Raw genomic sequence first — 17243 nt, forward strand, 5'->3', positions numbered from 1 at the left:
AACCGGGACCAGGCCAGTGCTCTTGTGAAATAAAGTCGAACGGAATGGAAAGTCCGGCCATAGCGGGTGACAGCCCCGTAGACGTCAAACAGCAAGAGACTCGAGTAGGGCGGGACACGTGAAATCCTGTCTGAACATGGGGGGACCACCCTCCAAGCCTAAGTACTCCTCTACGACCGATAGTGAACAAGTACCGTGAGGGAAAGGTGAAAAGCACCCCGACAAGGGGAGTGAAACAGATCCTGAAATCGGAAGCCTACAAGCAGTCGGAGCCGCCAAGCGCGGTGACGGCGTACCTTTTGTATAATGGGTCAGCGACTTCATGTGTCGAGCAAGCTTAAGCCGTTAGGTGTAGGCGCAGCGAAAGCGAGTCTGAATAGGGCGCTAAGTTCGACGTATGACGACCCGAAACCAGGTGATCTATCCATGAGCAGGATGAAGGTAAGGTAACACTTACTGGAGGTCCGAACCCGTGAATGTTGAAAAATTCTGGGATGACTTGTGGATAGGGGTGAAAGGCCAATCAAACCTGGACATAGCTGGTTCTCCGCGAAATCTATTTAGGTAGAGCGTCCGACGAATACCCTGGGGGGTAGAGCACTGGATGGTTGCGGGCTGCGCGAGCGGTACCAATACTAACCAAACTCCGAATACCCAGGAGTACTATCGGGCAGACACACGGCGGGTGCTAACGTCCGTCGTGAAAAGGGAAACAACCCTAACCATCATCTAAGGCCCCCAAGTCATGGCTAAGTGGGAAACGATGTGGGATTGCTTTGACAATCAGGAGGTTGGCTTAGAAGCAGCCATCCTTTAAAGAAAGCGTAACAGCTCACTGATCAAGCGATCCTGCGCGGAAAATGTAACGGGGCTAAAGCCATGCGCCGAAGATATGGGTTTGCAGTTTACTGCAAGCGGTAGCGGAGCGTTCCGTAAGCCTGTGAAGGTCAACCGTGAGGTTGGCTGGAGGTATCGGAAGTGAGAATGCTGACATGAGTAACGATAAACAGTGTGAGAAACACTGTCGCCGAAAGACCAAGGGTTCCTGCGTAAAGCTAATCTGCGCAGGGTTAGTCGGCCCCTAAGGCGAGGCTGAAAAGCGTAGTCGATGGGAAGCAGGTAAATATTCCTGCACCAGCTGGAAGTGACGGATGGCATAAGTCGTCGGGGCTTATTGGATTGTTCCCGGCGGTGGCGTTGTCCCTGGAAATAACTCCAGCAGAGACCGTACCCGAAACCGACACAGGTGGTCAGGTAGAGTATACCAAGGCGCTTGAGAGAACTGTGCTGAAGGAACTCGGCAAATTGCACGCGTAACTTCGGAAAAAGCGTGACTCACCCTGGGCAACCAGGAATGAGTGGCACAAGCCAGGGGGTAGCGACTGTTTAGCAAAAACATAGGGCTCTGCGAAGCATCAATGCGACGTATAGGGTCTGACGCCTGCCCGGTGCCTGAAGGTTAAAGGGAGGAGTGAAAGCTCCGAACTGAAGCCCAGGTAAACGGCGGCCGTAACTATAACGGTCCTAAGGTAGCGAAATTCCTTGTCGGGTAAGTTCCGACCTGCACGAATGGCGTAACGACTTCCCCACTGTCTCCAGCACAGGCTCAGTGAAATTGAATTCCCCGTGAAGATGCGGGGTTCCCGCGGTCAGACGGAAAGACCCTATGAACCTTTACTATAGCTTCGCCTTGGCGTTAGCGACCGTATGTGTAGGATAGGTGGGAGGCTATGAAGCCGGGGCGCCAGCTCTGGTGGAGCCATCCTTGAAATACCACCCTTACTGTCGTTGACGTCTAACCGAGGGCCGTTATCCGGTCCCGGGACATGGCGTGGTGGGTAGTTTGACTGGGGCGGTCGCCTCCCAAAGTGTAACGGAGGCGCGCGATGGTTAGCTCAGACCGGTCGGAAATCGGTCGTCGAGTGCAATGGCATAAGCTAGCCTGACTGCGAGACTGACAAGTCGAGCAGAGACGAAAGTCGGCCATAGTGATCCGGTGGTCCCGCGTGGAAGGGCCATCGCTCAACGGATAAAAGGTACTCTAGGGATAACAGGCTGATTTTGCCCAAGAGTCCATATCGACGGCAAAGTTTGGCACCTCGATGTCGGCTCATCACATCCTGGGGCTGGAGCAGGTCCCAAGGGTACGGCTGTTCGCCGTTTAAAGTGGTACGTGAGCTGGGTTCAGAACGTCGTGAGACAGTTTGGTCCCTATCTGCCGTGGGTGTTCGAAGCTTGAGAGGATCTGTCCCTAGTACGAGAGGACCGGGATGGACATACCTCTGGTGGACCTGTCGTGGCGCCAGCCGCGCAGCAGGGTAGCTAAGTATGGAATAGATAACCGCTGAAAGCATCTAAGCGGGAAACTAACCTCAAAACAAGGCTTCGCTGAGGATCGTGGAAGACTACCACGTTGATAGGCCAGGTGTGGAAGCGCGGTGACGTGTGAAGCTTACTGGTACTAATAATCCGATCGGCTTGATCGTTTCTCAGCAAAACTCATTCGGTTTTTACTTGCCGAAATCAAAAGACGATATCTTCTCATTTCATTCGTGTGTGTCGGGTTGACCTGGTGGCTCTGTCGGAGGTTCCCCACCCGATCCCATTCCGAACTCGGTCGTTAAGACCTCCAGAGCCGATGGTACTTCGTCTTAAGGCGCGGGAGAGTAGGTCGCCGCCGGGTCTACCCGACACACATGAATGATTTCTCGAACCTTTCTTCCTTTACGCACCGCCTTGCCGCGGGATGGAGCAGCCCGGTAGCTCGTCAGGCTCATAACCTGAAGGTCGCAGGTTCAAATCCTGCTCCCGCACCCAAGCATCACTAAACCCCCGTAGCTCTCGCTCCGGGGGTTGCTGCTTTTGGGGATCTGCCCAAGGGCCGGGAATGCTGAAGAAGGCGGACGACCCGTTCCATACGGCGCCGGGCGCTCCCCTATTTCTGGCGTGGGGCTTCCAGGCCTTGCTCGGAGGCGTCTGAGCCGCCGGCGCGCTGGGCCTGAACGGCGCGGGCCAGTTCTTCCGCCGCCAGTCGGACTTCGTCCTGAACGGCCTGGTCGCGATCCAGCGCGTCATGGCTGGTCGCGTAGGGCTGCCAGTAGCCGATGTAGCGGTCGATCTCGGCCTCGGGGCCGGCCGATGACAGCTTCATCGAGGCCAGCCAGTCGGACAGGGAGCGGCGCACGTTTTCGGCCCCCTCGACATCGCCGTGGACGACCAGGGCGAAGCGACGGCCCGCCAGGTGGCGGGGGTAGGGCCACCCGGCCAGTTCCAGCGTCTTGGCCAGGGCGACCGTCTTGCCGTGGGTCTTGGTCGGATCCGGGTTGCCGCCGTCGGCGCAGACCAGCCTGTCCATCATCAGTTTGAACGGGCTGGAGACGTGATACCAGTTGACCGGGGTGACGATCAGGACGCCGTGCGCCCGCACCCACATCGGATAGATGTAGTTCATCCAGTCGTGAACCTGACCCAGGCTGTAGTTGGGATAGCAGTTGCACGGCCAGTGGCAGAGCGCCGCCGCCGTGGAGAAGCAGGCCTTGCAGGGATGAATCTCTCGCCCGTACTCCGACGCCAGCCGCGACAGGTCGAGGACCTCGGTCTCCATCCCCGCGTGGCCCTCCACGACCTCCCGGGCGATCTGGACCAGGCGCCAGCTCTTGGACATCTCGCCGGGGCAGGTGTGCTCGGATCGGCTGGAGGCGTTGATGATCAGGATGCGCGCAGGGGCGGAAGCATCCTCGTGTCGGGCTTGGGCGTCGCGCACGGCCGCGTGGGCGTTCAGCCAGTCCAGCGCCAGCTCATAATCCGGCTCGGCGAAGCCGGGACCGGCGGGGCGCGTCAGCGGCGATTTGCGCCCGCCGATGTAACCGTCCCAGGCCGCAGCGGCCAGACGATCGATCTCGTCGCGCAGGGGATCGAAGACGGGGTCCGCGAACCGGCTGCGGAAGCGGGCTTCGAAGGTCGGCCGGTCCAGCTCGGGGCTGGGCATGCCCTTGCGAGGCGCCGGGGCGGCAGGCGCTTGGGGAATGGGCATGCGGCGTCTCCTGGCTCGAGTTCGCCCGAAACGCTGCATCTGATCGCGACGTTCCGTCGGATCGCGGGGACGTCCGAGGTCGCCCTTCAATGGCTAAGGAGAAGGGCCACGCCCGACCGCCTCATGCAGAAACTCGTTGGTATCCACCTGGGTCGCTTCTCGTGCCGGTCGTTGCGAGACAACGGTGGCGTAACTTGGTTCTAAGGAAACGACAGTCTGCTCGGTTGAATGTGGTGTGGAGTTGAGACGGAGATCTAATAAAACATAGACGTCCTTGAGTTGTTGTTTTGTTTTTTCTGGATCTTTGAATGGTTTGGCGTTGCGGGTTTGGTCTGCGAGTGATTCTCATTTCCTAAAAATAAGATCCCTGCACCAACGAATGTAAACACAATATGGATGAAACGGCTTCAAAACTATAACCCCGCAAGCTCGGCTATAGCGCTAGATCGGCGCCCCGAAAGACAATCGTTCTCGGGGGATGCCGAACATGACCAACACTCGCCTCAAGTCGATGCTGCTTTGCGGCGCGGCTTCAATTGGACTTGGCCTGGGTCTGACGCCCGCTGCGGCTGTTGCTGACGAAGGCGTTTCCGCCGCCGTTGCTGTCGCCGACGCGGGCCAGGTCAGCGGCGTCGTGACCGACGCCGACGGGCGGAGCTATCTGGTCGGCGCCGAGGTGCGCATCGATGGCTACAGCCAGGTCGCCGTGACCGACCGCGAAGGGCGCTTCACGCTGCAGCGGGCGCCGGTGGGGCGCCATACCCTGAGCATCGCCTATGTCGGCCGCGTCACCCATCGCATGGAGATCGACATCGCCGCCGACGCCGTCACGCCTGTGACGGCCGCCCTGGCGATCGACACCGGCGCGTCGTCGGTGGCCGACGTCGTCGTCACGGCCTCGCGCCCCATGGCTGAATCGGAAGCCGCCGCGCTGCAGATCCAGCGCTCGTCGACGTCGCTGGTGAACGTGGTGGCCGCCGACGCCATCGGCCGCTTCCCCGACCAGAACATCGCTGCGGCCCTCAGCCGCCTGCCGGGCATCGCCGTCGAGCGCGACCAGGGCCAGGAGCGCTACGTCAACCTGCGCGGCGCCCCGTCGCGCTGGACCACCATCGCCTTCGATGGGGTCAACGTCATCAGCCCCTCGGGCCGCACCGCCCGCCTCGACACCATTCCGGCCGCCATCGCCAGCTCGGTGCAGGCGCGCAAGGCCGTGACGGCCGCCATGCCGGGCGAGACCCTGGCGGGCAACATCAACATCATCACGCGCAGCGCCTTCGACTATCCGGGTCTGATGGCCGCGGCCGATCTGGGGCTGGGCTATAACGATCTGGGCGGCGGCGCCCAGTACAACGCCGGCGGCTTCATCTCGAACACCTTCGCCGACGGTCGCTTCGGCGTCCTGCTGTCGGCCTCGCGCTATGAGCGCGAGATGGTCACCGACAACTTCGAGACTGACTGGGAAACGGCGAAGGAAGACCAGGAGCCGGGCTTCGAGACCCGCACCTGGGCCGACGCGCACCAGAACAAGCTCTACCGTCTGACGCGCAGCAACACCGCCTATTCAGGTCGCCTGGACTATCGCCCGTCGGATGATCACCGCTTCTTCCTGAGCAGCATCTACACCGAGTTCACCGACGACGAGATGCGCAACGCGCATGAGTTCGACTTCGACGACGGCGCCGTGGCCACCAACAAGGCGGGGATATCCAACGGCTACGCCGATGTCCGCACCGGCAATACGGCGACGCGGGGCACGATCTACAACGTCGACCTCGACAGCACGCTGAACGTCAACCACACGACGCAGAGCATCTTCACCACCACCCTGGGCGGGGATCAGCGGTTCGGCGGCTGGAACGCCTCCTGGCGGTTGAACTACACGGACGCCAAGAGCGACGGCGGCCCGTCCTTCAACTCGACCTGGAAGAGCCCGAACAATCGCCGTCCGACCGTGGTCTATGACTTCACCGACCGCGAGAACCACAGCGTCCGGCTGTATGACACCATCGTCAATCCCGACGGCTCCTTCAGCCAGGGCGAGATCAAGCGCTCGCTTGATCCTCAGGACTACGACTTCGTCAACATGCGCGTGAACGCCAGCCTAGCTCAGACCAAGGCCTATACGGCGCGCCTGGACCTGACCCGCGACATCGACCTGTTCGGTCTGCCGACGGAACTGGCCTTCGGCTTCCAGTACGATGACCGCACCAAGGAGAATAATTCTTCGCGGCTGGAGATCACGGCTGCCGCGCTGGCGGCGGCGGGCGTCGCCCTGCCGACCACTGACGATTTCGCGCTCAACACCCCCTACAAGGGTAAGCTGCCGCTGGGCTACGCCTTCCGCTACCACTCGGAAAAGGGCGCCTGGGACCTGTGGAACCGTCTGAAGCCCAACGCGGTCGACAAGCCCGACGTCGCCAATGAGAACTACTACAAGGTCAGCGAGTCGGTCATCGCCGGCTACGCCATGGCCACCACCTATTTCAACTGGGGTAATGTGGTCGCCGGTCTGCGCGCCGAGCGTGTCGAGAACACCAGCCAGGCCCTGGTGCAGATGGAAGAGGACGGTCCCTTCGAACCACTGGAGTTCAAGGACGACAACCTTGAGGTCTTCCCCAGCCTGCACCTGAACTGGGACATCAACGACGAGATGAAGCTGCGCCTGTCGGCCAACACCGGGGCCGCGCGTCCCGACTATACCGACCTGCGCCCGAACTACAGCATCAGCGACGAGGATGGCGAGATCAGCGGCGGCAACCCCTACGCCGGTCCCGAGAAGTCGATCGGTTTCGACGCCTATTTCGAATGGTATCGTCCGGGCGGGGCCTTCCTGTCGGCCGGCGTCTACTACAAGGACCTCCGCGACGTCCTGTTCGATATCGAGCGGACGCCGTACGGCAGCGACGCCCTGAACGTGCCGGGCTATGATCGCTCGGGCTATACCTACTTCACCATCGACAACGGCGGCGACGGCTTCATCCGCGGCCTGGAGTTCTCCTACTCGCAGACGATGGAGCCCTTCGCCGAGCGTCTGGGCCTGCCGGACTGGGCTGCGGGCTTCGGCGTGCGCGCCAACCTAACGCTGAACGAGTCGGAAGCCACCACGCCGGACGGCCGCAAGGTCGGCCTGCCGGGCGCGTCGGACATGATCTACAACGCCGCCCTGTCCTATGAGCGTTACGGCTTCTCAAGCCGCATCAGCTGGCAGTACCGCACCGAGTGGCTGGACGGTCTGGGCGGCGGCGACATCGTCGGCGACAGCTATTGGGATGAAGTCGGCCGGCTCGACTTCAAGGCCAGCTACGCCTTCAACGACAACGCCGAAATCTACTTCGACGCCAACAATCTGCTGAACGAGCCGGGCGTTCGCTACCAGGGCGAAACCTGGCGCGTCTCCGAATACGAGCGTTTCGGCGCCCGCTACATGATCGGCCTGCGCCTGAACTTCTAGGACCGGCTTAGCGACCGTTCGCCGTTCCTTCTCCCTGGCGGCGGACGGTCGCGCTCTCCTTCAACAGAATCTCCCTCGGCCCGCGCGGCCGCTCATTTGAACGGGGCGTCTCATGTTCAAGCGAACCCTCTTCCTTTCGGCCGGACTGGTCATGGCGCTCGGTCTGGCTGTTCCGGCGGCGGCGCAGAACGTGGCCGGCGTCGCGCGCTCTGCGTGGGCGCCGTCGGGTCTTCCGGACCGTGTGGTCCTGAGTCCTGGCGCGGATGCTGCGCGTCAGATGGCCGTGGCCTGGCGGACCGACGCCCGTCAGGCGGACGCCGTAGCCGAGATTGTGGAAGCGATCGACGGCCCCGCCTTCGAAAGCCGGGCGCGAACCGTCGACGGTCTGTCGACGGACGGCGTCGTGCGGGGCGGGCAGGGGCGTTACCACACCGTCCGCTTCACGGACCTGAAGCCGGGTGCGGGTTATCTCTATCGGGTCAAGGGCGCCGACGGCTGGTCCGAATGGCTGAGTTTCCGGACGGCTGCAGATGAAGCGGCGCCGTTCCGCATCCTCTATTTCGGCGATACCCAGAACAGCATCCTGTCCAAGGGCGCCCGCACCATCCGTGCGGGTCTGATGCGCACGTCGCCGGACGTGGTGATCCACGCCGGCGATCTGACCGGACGATCCCATGACTGGGAGTGGGGCGAGTGGACGGCGGCCGGCGGCTACGGCTACGCCATGGTTCCGCAGATACCGGCGGCCGGCAATCATGAATACAGCGACGACGATGACGGCCGACGCCGGCTCGGGCCGCTGTGGGCCGCCCAGTTCGCCTTGCCGGAGAACGGCGCCGAGGGCGTCGTCGAGACCAGCTACTACACCGACTATCAGGGCGTGCGCTTCATCGTCCTGGACGGCACGGCGGGAACCAGTCTGGATGCGCTGGACGCCCAGACCCGCTGGCTGGACCGGACCCTGGCGTCGAGCACGGCCCGCTGGAACATCGTCATCCAGCACCAGCCGATCTACACCTGCGCCCGTCCCAACGACACCGAGGCCCTGATGGCCGCCTGGGAGCCGATCTACCGCGCGCGCAACGTCGACATGGTCCTTCAGGGCCACGATCACTGCTACAGCCGGATCACCGATGGCGACGGCAAGGCGTCGGGCGAGGCCCGGCGTGCGCAGGGCGCGGCCCAGGGACCCGTCTATGTCGTCTCTGTCGCAGGGCCGAAGATGTACGGTCTGAACGACCGCGCCCTGACCCAGCCGGACCGCGTGGCGGCCGACACCCAGATGTATCAGACCATCGACGTGGAGGCCGGACGGCTGCGCTATCGCGCCTATACGGTGTCGGGCGTGCTCTATGACGCCGTGGACGTCGTCCGGGCGGCGGATAGGACCAAGACCCTGCGCGAACCGGTCGAAAGCTTGCCGCCGCTCCGGCTTTGCGATGGCGATGTCGGGCCTGACGGGGCGCCGTGCGTGGGCAGCGCGAAGTAGCGCCACCGCCCTCAACTTCATCTCATTCAGGATTGGATTTTCCCATGACGAACCTCGCGCGCCGGCTGCTGGTTTCCGCGCTTTCGGCCTCGCTGGCCGCCACCGCTTTCGCCGCGCCGGCATGGGCGCAGGATACGGCGCAGGCTCATGCGCCTTCTCGGGATGTCGCGGCTCCGGGACGGGCAAAGAACGTCATCCTCTTCCTGGCCGATGCGGCGGGCGTCTCCTCGCTCAACGCCGCCAGCCTGGTGGCTCATGGCGAGCCGATGAAGCTGCACATCCAGCAATGGCCCCACCTGGGGCTGAGCGAAACCTCGCCGGTCGATCAGTTCGTCTCGGACTCGGCCAACGGCATGTCCTCGATCATGACGGGGGTGAAGACGCGCAACGGGGTGATCAGCCAGACCGCCGACGCCGTGCGCGGCCGTCAGGACGGCGCCTCGGCCAAGACCCTGCTGGAGTACGCCGAGGAACGCGGCCTGCGCACCGGCGTGATCTCCAGCCAGTCGATCGCCGACGCCACGCCTGCGGCGACCTACGCCCACTCGAACGATCGCGGCAAGTGGGGCGAAATCTTCCCTCAGGCCTTCTCGCCGCGCTTCGGCGACGGGGTGGACGTCCTGTTCGGCGCCGGCCGTCAGAAGATCGGCGAGCAACTGGCCGCGAGGGGGACCAGCTTCGACGCCCTGAGCCAGGCGCATGAGCGGCCCATCTACGCCCGCCTGGACGAAGCGCCCGCCTCGAACGCCCGGCCGGTGGTCGTGGCCGATCGGATGGACGTGCGCGCGGCGACCCTGAGGGCCCTGGACCTGCTGCAGGCCGCCCCCGAGGGCTATCTGCTCGTGGTCGAATGGGACGCGCATACGGATGACGTCCGCAAGGGGCTGCAGAACATCGCGGACTTCGACCGTCTGATCGCCGAGGTCGAGGGGCGCGTCGATCTCGACGACACCCTGCTGCTGTTCACCGCCGACCACTCCTTCGGCCTGCAGGTCGACGGCGGACGGCGCGGCGAGCCGGTTCTGGAGGGCTACGAAGCCTGGAAGGCCGCCGGAGGCGACGACGATGTGGTCCGGCTGAAGAACGTCCTGGTCAATCGCACCCACACGGCCGAGGAAGTCCCGGCCCTGGCCATCGGCGCCGGCGCCGACGGCGTCCGAGGCTACTTCCCCAACACCCGCCTGTTCCAGGTGATGATGGAGGCGTGGGGGTGGAGTGCGGCGGCGGCCGACTAATACCCGCCCCTTGAGTGGAATGTTGCAACGATGACGCGGCGAGGAGACCTCTACCGCCAACGGGGTTGACCGCTTCGATCGGCCTCGCCTCCCGGCTATTCTGAAGCAAGCCCTCTAGCCGGGAGGCGAGGCCGATGCATAACTCCTCTCCTGTTGTAGTCGTAAGAGGGGAGAACGGGATGCGTTTTCTGTTCGTTGGTCTGGCCGGTGCAACTGCATTGACCTTCGCGGTGGGGGCGGCGGCCATGACGCGGCAGGACGACAGGGCGGCTCCGCCATCGTCGCCTGCGCCCACGGCTTCTGGCCTGCCCGAAGGCGAAGGGCGAGCTCTGACCCAGCAGGTCTGCGGACAATGCCATTCGGTCGGCATATTCGCCTCCCAGCGGCACACCCAGGATGAGTGGAATGAAGTCATCGGCCGCATGATGGCCAAGGGCATGACGGCGGCCGAGGACGATCTCTATGACGTCTCCGACTATCTCGCAGCCAATCTGGGCAAGGGCGAAGCCACGTCGACGGGCGGTTGATCACTCGTCGCGCGTGACGCCGTAGCCGGTTGCGAAGGCGTCGCGGATCGCCATGACGCGACGGTTGTCGGCGTCGCCGCTGCGGCACACGAAGGCGATCTTGCGTGTCGGGGTATCGTCGTCGAGGCGGATCTGGCGCACCGGAGCCCGTACCCGCGAACTGGTCGGCAGGCGCGGAATGATGGAGACGCCGAGCCCGGCCGAAACCATGGCCAGGACGGCCTCGATCGACTCCAGTTCGAAGCGCGGGCGCGTTCCCGGGGACAGTCGATGCAGATAGCTGGCGGCGGTGCGGCCGCTGGTGAGCGAGGTGTCGAACTGAATCCAGTCGTAGCGGCTGATGAGCGCCTCCGCCGTGGTTTCGATGCTGTCGGGCGGCGCGACGAATACGAAGGGCTGTTGTTCGAGGTCCTGCCAGTAAAGGCGGCTTGATCCGCCGGACGTCGGGCGCACCAGGGCGGCGCCGTCCAGCCGTCCCGCCTTGAGGTGCTCCAGAAGCTCGCCCGAGTCGCCCTGGATCACGCGCACGCTGAGGCTCGGGTGCCGTCCGCCGATCTCGCGCAGCACCAGTGGGATCATCGTGGGTTGCAGCGAGCGGATGGCGCCGATGACGACCCGGCCGGTCAGGGCTGCGGCATGGCGCGTGCGCGCCTCCTCCATGGCGTCGAGAGCGCCGCGCACGTTTTCAGCCAGTTCGACCGCGAGAGGAGTGGGGCGGACAGACCGCCCCGAGCGGTCGAAGAGCGGCTGACCCAGATATTCCTCCAGCCGTTTCATCTGCAGGCTGACGGCGCTGGCGGTCAGGCCCACGTCGTCGGCGGCATTGGCGAAACTGCCGTGCCTCAGGACGGAGTTGAGGGTCATCAGGAATTCGAACTTCATCTTTCATCCGCCTCGACGCGTTCCGGGAGGGCGACGGCAGCTGCCCCATACATAAGGAAACGTTACCTATCGAAACAGCAAACGTCACTATTCCTTCAGTGTGGCGATTGTTACCACTCACAAGACGGATCGCGAGGTCGCTCGCGGTTCGGCAAGGTCCCAACGCCCGGAGAGGCGAGGGACAGGGAAGAGAGAATGCAGGATCAATACGACATCAGGATGCTGATCGACGGCCGGTGGATCGAGGGCGAAGGCCCCGTGATCCCGGTGACCGACAAGTGGACCGGCGAGGCGCTGGGGCGCGTCCGTTCGGCCGCCGCAGCTCAGGTCGACGCGGCGGTTGCGGCCGCCCGCGCCGCCTTCGCCGCCGTCCGTGTCGAGCCTTACGAGCGCAGTCGCCTGCTGCACCGTGTGGCCGACCTGATCTTGGATGATCGCGAGGCGCTGGCCGCGACGATCGTCGCCGAGTCCGGCGTGCCGTGGAAGGATTCAGACAATGAAGTCTCCCGCGCCGCCGAGACGTTCCGTGTGTCGGCCGAGGAAGGTCGGCGCCTGACCGGCGAGATCGTGCCGATCCAGGGCGCGGCCGGTCAGTCGGGGCGCATGGCCTATACCTTGCGCGCGCCGCGGGGGGTGGTCGGGGGCATCAGCTCGTTCAACTCGCCGCTGAACATGGTGGCGCACAAGGTCGCGCCCGCCCTGGCTTCGGGCAACGCCGTGGTGTTCAAGCCGCCGGTCGCCACGCCTCTGGCGGCGACGCGTCTGTTCGAGCTGATGCTCGAGGCGGGGATTCCTGGTGGGCTGATCAACCTGGTTCATGGCGGCGGCGCCGATGTGGGCGCGCCGCTGGCCGCCCATCCCGGCGTGGACTTCTTCACCTTCACCGGCAGCACGCCGGTCGGCAAGGCGATCCAGGCCGGCAGGGGCATGCGCGCCACGGCTCTGGAGCTGGGCAGCATCGCCGCCACCATCGTCTGCGCCGACGGCGATCTGGAGCGGGCGGCCGTTCGTTGCGCCCAGTCCGGCTTCCGCCGTCAGGGCCAGGCCTGCACCTCGACCCAGCGACTGTTCGTCGAGCGGTCGGTCCTGGAGCGTTTCCTGCCGATGTTCCTGGCCCAGGTCGCCGCGCTCAAGGTGGGCGACCCGCGCGACCACTCTACCGATGTCGGCCCGATGATCAGCGAGGCCGAGGCCGCGCGCGCCGAGGCCTGGGTCCGTGAGGCCGAGGCGAAGGGCGCCAGGGTGCTGGCGGGCGGCGAACGGCGCGGCGCGGTGCTGGCCCCCACCGTCCTGGCCGAGGTCGATCCTGGATCGAAGGTGCTGTGCGAGGAGATCTTCGCCCCGGTCCTGACCATCCTGCCGTTCGACACGCTGGATGAAGCGATCGAGCGTGTGAACGCCACCCCCTTCGGCCTGGCGGCGGGTTTGTTCACTCGCGACCTGAGCCGCGCCCTGAAGGCCGCAGAGCGTCTGCACGTCGGGGTGGTGCACCTGAACGAAGCCTCCAGCACCCGCGTCGATCTGATGCCTTTCGGCGGCGTCAAGGACAGCGGCGTCGGGGTCGAAGGCCCCCGCTACGCCATGCGCGAGATGACCGAAGAGCGTCTCGTCACGATCACCCTGTGATGGATTTGGATATGTCAGCAGACAGCGTAACCGCCGCCATCTTCATGGCGCAGTGCCTCAAGGAAGAAGGCGTCGAGAAGGTCTTCGGCCAGTGCGGCCATACCAACTACGCCTTGATCGACGCCTGCGACCGGCTGGGCATCGAGTATGTCTCCTTCCGCCATGAGCAGCAGGCGGTCCACGCGGCCGACGCCTACTACCGGGTTTCGCGCAAGCTGGCGGTGATCAACGTCCACCTGTCGCCCGGACTGACCAACACCGTCACCGGGGTCGCCTCGGCGGCGATGGATGGAACGCCGATGCTGGTCATCACCGGCAACACGCCGACCTATCACCACCCGCGCGAGGCGCATCAGAGCATGCGCCTGCACGCCGACGCTTCCCAGGGCGATATCTTCAGGCCGATCTGCAAGCGGGTCTGGCGCGTGGATGACGCCCGCCACCTGCCGGACGTGATGCACCGGGCCCTGAACATCGCCCAGACGGGCCGACCCGGCGCGGTGTTGCTGGACATCCCGATGGACGTCTTCGCCCAGAAGATTTCGGCCGAGGCCCAGACGCGTTCGCGCCGCCCGAACTTCGCCCGCCCCATGGGCGACGCCGAAGGCGTGGCCGAGGCCGCCGCCCTGCTGAAGGCCGCCGCCAATCCGGTGATCTTCGCCGGCAACGGCGTGGCTCTGTCGGGCGCCTATGAGGCGCTGGAGACTCTGGCTGAGCAACTGGGCGCGCCGGTGGCGACCACCCTGGTCGGCAAGGGCGTCTTTCCGGAAAGCCATCCGCTGTCGGTCGGCACGACCGGCATCTGGGGCGCGCGCGTCGCCAACGATACGGCGCGCACGGCCGACGTCATCCTGGCCGTCGGCACGGCCTTCGGCGAGGCTGACTGCAGCTCCTGGCGGCCCGAGCACACCTTCAACATTCCCGGCACGACGCTGATCCAGATCGATCTGGACCCGCAGGAGATCGGCAAGAGCTATCCGGTCGACGTCGGCATCGTCGGCGACGCGCGGGCGACCCTGACGCAACTGTCAGCCGCCCTCGGCGATCAGCCCCGCCCGCAGGCGGCCGTCGAGGCCCAGCGCGCCCTGCTGGACCAGCGCAAGGCCGCCTGGCGCGAAGAGCTGAAGGAGACGCAGGAGATCGACACCAAGCCGATCCATCCGGCGCGGCTGCTTAAGGTGCTGTCCGATGCGGCGCCCGCAGACGCCATTTTCGTGACGGATGTGGGCTGGAACAAGAACGGCGCCGGTCAGCAACTGGAGATCCAGGGCCGCAACGGCTTCCTGACCAGCGGCGGCATGGCGACCATGGGCTATTCTCCCGCCGCCGCCGTCGGCGCCGCCATGGGCGCGCCCGATCGCAAGGTGCTGGGCCTCGTCGGGGACGGTGGTCTGATGTCGGTGCTGGGCGCGTTGACCACGGCGGTCGAACTGGACATTCCCGTGCTGTGGGTCCTGTTCAACAACTTCTGCTACTCGACCATCCGCACCGTCGGTTCGACCTATTTCAACAACAAGTACGGCACGGAATTCCGGTCGCCGGACGGCGAACTCTACAATCCCGACTTCCAGCTTTTGGCCAGGTCGTTCGGCATCAAGTCGGCGCTGATCGAGGAGCCGGCCGATCTGGAAGCGGGCGTCCGCGCCGCCATGGCCGAGCGCGGCCCCTTCCTGCTGGAAGTGCGCACGCGCGGCGACGTGCCGATGCCGCGCACAGGCTATTGGGACATCGCCGACTTCCTGGCGACCGGCAATGACTGACGCGTCGTCGCTCAAACCGGGTCTGCGTCAGCGGGACTATCAGCCGGACGCCGTCGGACCGCTCGACGGGGTGCGGGTGCTGGACCTGTCCAGACTGTTCGCCGGCAACGTCCTGACCCAGATCCTGGGCGACTTCGGCGCCGAGGTGATCAAGGTCGAGCCGCCCGCCGGGGACACCCTGCGCGGCTGGAAGACCGAAGGCGTCTCCACCCACTGGAAGATCTACGCCCGCAACAAGAAGAGCCTGGGTCTGGATCTGCGCAATCCGCGCGCCGGTGAGATCTTTCGCAAGCTGGTCCCCACCGCGCACATCCTCGTCGAGAGCTTCCGGCCGGGCGTGCTCGAGAAGATGGGCCTGAGCCCCGAGGTTCTGCACGCGCTCAATCCTCGCCTGGTGATCGTTCGCGTGTCCGGCTGGGGGCAGGGCGGGCCCTACCGCAAACGGCCGGGCTTCGGCACGGTGATCGAGGGCATGTCCGGGTTCGCCGCCATCAACGGCTTCGAGGACCGCGAGCCGGTCCTGCCGCCCATGTATCTGGCGGACGGCGTTGCAGGGACCTATGGCGCCTCGGCCGCCTTGCTGGCTCTGCGCGAGGCGGAACGTCCCGACGGCAAGGGGCAGGTGATCGACCTGCCGCTCTATGATCCCCTGTTCGCCCTTCTGGGCCCGCAGGCGGCCAATTATCGCCTCAGCGGCAAGACGCGTCGCCGCGAGGGCAGCCGGTCCAGCAACTCGGCGCCGCGCAACGTCTATCGCTGTCGCGACGGCAAATACGTCAGCCTGTCGGGGTCGACCCAGAGCATGGCCATGCGGATTCTCCAGGCGATCGGTCGCGCGGATCTGGCGGCTGATCCCCGGTTCGCCGCCAACGCCGATCGGCTGAAGCACGTGGAAGAACTGGACGCCGCGATCGGCGATTTCATCGGTCGACACGACCAGGCGGCCCTGGTCGCCCTGATGGAGGAGGCCGAGGTCACCGTCGGTCCGATCTACGACGTCTCGCAGATCATGGAAGATCCGCACGTCGTGGAGCGTGAAATCCTGGCCGATTATCCGGATGCGGAGATCGAGCATCTGCCGATGCATCACGTGGTGCCGCGCCTGTCGGGCACGCCCGGCTCGATCCGTCTGCCGGCGCCGGTCCTGGGCCAGCATTCGCGCGACATCCTGGAGCAGCTCGGCTTCGACGAGGCGGAGGCCGCCCGTCTGATCTCCGAAGGCGTGGTCATCGATGCGGCCCTGCCTCTGACGGAGGATGCGGCATGACGCCCGTCTGGCGCTCCCTCCTCTATGTGCCGGCGCATCAGGAGAAGCATGTCGGCTCCGCGCGGGTGCGTGAGGCGGACGCCGTCATCCTGGACCTTGAAGACGCCGTGCCGCCGGAATTGAAAGCGACGGCTCGGGCGGCCCTGGGCGCAGCGATCAAGGCCGTCGGCCGTTGGGGCGCGGACGTTCTGGTGCGCGTCAACGCCGAGGCGGGGCTGATCGAGGAGGATGTCCGCGCGGCCGTGCGGCCCGGCGTCTGCGCCCTGGTGCTGCCGAAGGTGGAGAGCGGGGACGACATCCGCCGCATCGACCGCCTGGTCCAGGCTGCAGAAACCGAAGCTGGCGTGGCGCACGGCGCGACCCGTCTGCTGGTGCTGGTTGAAACGGCGAAGGGGCTTCTGGCCTTGCCGTCCATTCTCGAGGCCAGCGCGCGGATCATCGCGGTCAACCTGGGCAATGAGGATTTTGCGCGCGACCTGGGCGTGGAGCCGAGCGAGGAGACCTTGCGCCTGCCTCGTCAGCAGATGGTGATCGCGGCGGCGGCCAACGGGGTCGCGCCCCTGGGTCTGGTCGGCCAGGCGACGCGCTTCGACGACCTGGACGGCTATCGCGAGGTGGCGGTCCGCTCGCGCCGGCTGGGCCATGTGGGGGCGGCCTGCATCCACCCGTCGCAGATCGCGGTGCTGAACGCGGTCTTCGCGCCGAGCGAGGCGGAGGTCAGCGAGGCGCTGGCCATCGTCGACGCGGCGCGGATGGCCGGCGTCGGCGCCTTCGCGCTCAACGGACGCATGATTGACAAACCGATCCTGAGCCGGGCGCAGGCCCTGCTCGAAAGGAGGCGAATGATCGAACGCAAGATCGAAGATCGAGGGAACAACTAAGGGAAAGCAAAGGCCTGCGCAGAAAGAACAGCAGGCTTGCGGGGAGGATGACAGTGTCGATTGAAGGAATGAGCCAGGCTCCTGCAAGG

General features: G+C 65.0%; 10 protein-coding genes, 1 tRNA gene and 2 rRNA genes (1 of these 13 cut by a window edge). 11 read left to right on the top strand and 2 right to left on the bottom strand.

Going from position 1 to position 17243, the window contains the following annotated elements; translation table 11 throughout:
* The 3 genes from V8J38_RS02110 to V8J38_RS02120 all read left to right on the top strand — a co-directional run.
* Nucleotides 1-2486 (top strand): 23S ribosomal RNA (locus V8J38_RS02110); it begins 295 nt to the left of the window's first position.
* 82 nt (nt 2487-2568) lie between these two features.
* Nucleotides 2569-2683 (top strand): 5S ribosomal RNA (gene rrf, locus V8J38_RS02115).
* Between the two features lie 57 nt (nt 2684-2740).
* Nucleotides 2741-2817 (top strand) — tRNA-Met (locus V8J38_RS02120).
* 118 nt (nt 2818-2935) lie between these two features.
* Here the strand turns inward: V8J38_RS02120 and V8J38_RS02125 are convergent.
* The gene (locus V8J38_RS02125; RefSeq protein ID WP_338577708.1) at nt 2936-4033 is read right to left on the bottom strand and encodes a flavodoxin family protein; all 1098 of its coding nucleotides are present in this window, start codon (nt 4031-4033) and stop codon (nt 2936-2938) included.
* Between the two features lie 487 nt (nt 4034-4520).
* Between V8J38_RS02125 and V8J38_RS02130 the strand changes: the two genes are divergently transcribed.
* The 4 genes from V8J38_RS02130 to V8J38_RS02145 all read left to right on the top strand — a co-directional run bounded on the left by V8J38_RS02130 (nt 4521) and on the right by V8J38_RS02145 (nt 10738).
* On the top strand, nt 4521-7487 hold the full coding sequence (locus tag V8J38_RS02130) for a TonB-dependent receptor (protein ID WP_338577709.1): 2967 nt from the start codon (nt 4521-4523) through the stop codon (nt 7485-7487).
* Between the two features lie 112 nt (nt 7488-7599).
* On the top strand, nt 7600-8976 hold the full coding sequence (locus tag V8J38_RS02135; RefSeq protein ID WP_338577710.1) for a metallophosphoesterase family protein: 1377 nt from the start codon (nt 7600-7602) through the stop codon (nt 8974-8976).
* 44 nt (nt 8977-9020) lie between these two features.
* Nucleotides 9021-10211, top strand: coding sequence for an alkaline phosphatase (locus V8J38_RS02140; protein WP_338577711.1), 1191 nt, complete (start codon nt 9021-9023; stop codon nt 10209-10211).
* Nucleotides 10212-10390: 179 nt separating this feature from the next.
* Nucleotides 10391-10738: a hypothetical protein gene (locus V8J38_RS02145; RefSeq protein ID WP_338577712.1), complete on the top strand. Its 348-nt coding sequence runs from the start codon at nt 10391-10393 to the stop codon at nt 10736-10738.
* Here the strand turns inward: V8J38_RS02145 and V8J38_RS02150 are convergent, their stop codons facing one another.
* Nucleotides 10739-11620: a LysR family transcriptional regulator gene (locus V8J38_RS02150; RefSeq protein ID WP_291778485.1), complete on the bottom strand. Its 882-nt coding sequence runs from the start codon at nt 11618-11620 to the stop codon at nt 10739-10741. It abuts the gene before it with no gap.
* A gap of 195 nt (nt 11621-11815) precedes the next feature.
* On the opposite strand from V8J38_RS02150, the gene V8J38_RS02155 reads away from it, so the two are divergent.
* The 4 genes from V8J38_RS02155 to V8J38_RS02170 are packed head-to-tail and all read left to right on the top strand — an operon-like array spanning nt 11816 to nt 17154.
* Entirely contained in the window at nt 11816-13246 is a 1431-nt protein-coding gene (locus V8J38_RS02155) for an aldehyde dehydrogenase family protein (RefSeq protein ID WP_338577713.1), read from the top strand.
* Nucleotides 13247-13257: 11 nt separating this feature from the next.
* Nucleotides 13258-15006: a thiamine pyrophosphate-binding protein gene (locus V8J38_RS02160; protein WP_338577714.1), complete on the top strand. Its 1749-nt coding sequence runs from the start codon at nt 13258-13260 to the stop codon at nt 15004-15006.
* Complete coding sequence (locus V8J38_RS02165) at nt 14999-16273, top strand: CoA transferase (RefSeq protein ID WP_338577715.1); 1275 nt, start codon at nt 14999-15001, stop codon at nt 16271-16273. Before V8J38_RS02160 ends, V8J38_RS02165 begins: the two co-directional genes overlap by 8 nt.
* A complete protein-coding gene (locus tag V8J38_RS02170) occupies nt 16270-17154 on the top strand; it encodes a CoA ester lyase (protein ID WP_338577716.1) in 885 nt (294 codons plus the stop codon). Before V8J38_RS02165 ends, V8J38_RS02170 begins: the two co-directional genes overlap by 4 nt.
* Nucleotides 17155-17243 lie beyond the last annotated feature (89 nt).

The organism is Brevundimonas olei (genome assembly GCF_037055245.1).
Classification (GTDB): Bacteria; Pseudomonadota; Alphaproteobacteria; order Caulobacterales; family Caulobacteraceae; genus Brevundimonas; species Brevundimonas olei.

Coding starts and splice junctions, on each gene's coding strand:
- V8J38_RS02130 (WP_338577709.1), top strand. CDS start 4,521: ATGACCAACACTCGCCTCAAGTCGATGCTGCTTTGCGGCGCGGCTTCA.
- V8J38_RS02135 (WP_338577710.1), top strand. CDS start 7,600: ATGTTCAAGCGAACCCTCTTCCTTTCGGCCGGACTGGTCATGGCGCTC.
- V8J38_RS02150 (WP_291778485.1), bottom strand. CDS start 11,620: ATGAAGTTCGAATTCCTGATGACCCTCAACTCCGTCCTGAGGCACGGC.
- V8J38_RS02170 (WP_338577716.1), top strand. CDS start 16,270: ATGACGCCCGTCTGGCGCTCCCTCCTCTATGTGCCGGCGCATCAGGAG.
- V8J38_RS02165 (WP_338577715.1), top strand. CDS start 14,999: ATGACTGACGCGTCGTCGCTCAAACCGGGTCTGCGTCAGCGGGACTAT.
- V8J38_RS02145 (WP_338577712.1), top strand. CDS start 10,391: ATGCGTTTTCTGTTCGTTGGTCTGGCCGGTGCAACTGCATTGACCTTC.
- V8J38_RS02125 (WP_338577708.1), bottom strand. CDS start 4,033: ATGCCCATTCCCCAAGCGCCTGCCGCCCCGGCGCCTCGCAAGGGCATG.
- V8J38_RS02140 (WP_338577711.1), top strand. CDS start 9,021: ATGACGAACCTCGCGCGCCGGCTGCTGGTTTCCGCGCTTTCGGCCTCG.
- V8J38_RS02155 (WP_338577713.1), top strand. CDS start 11,816: ATGCAGGATCAATACGACATCAGGATGCTGATCGACGGCCGGTGGATC.
- V8J38_RS02160 (WP_338577714.1), top strand. CDS start 13,258: ATGTCAGCAGACAGCGTAACCGCCGCCATCTTCATGGCGCAGTGCCTC.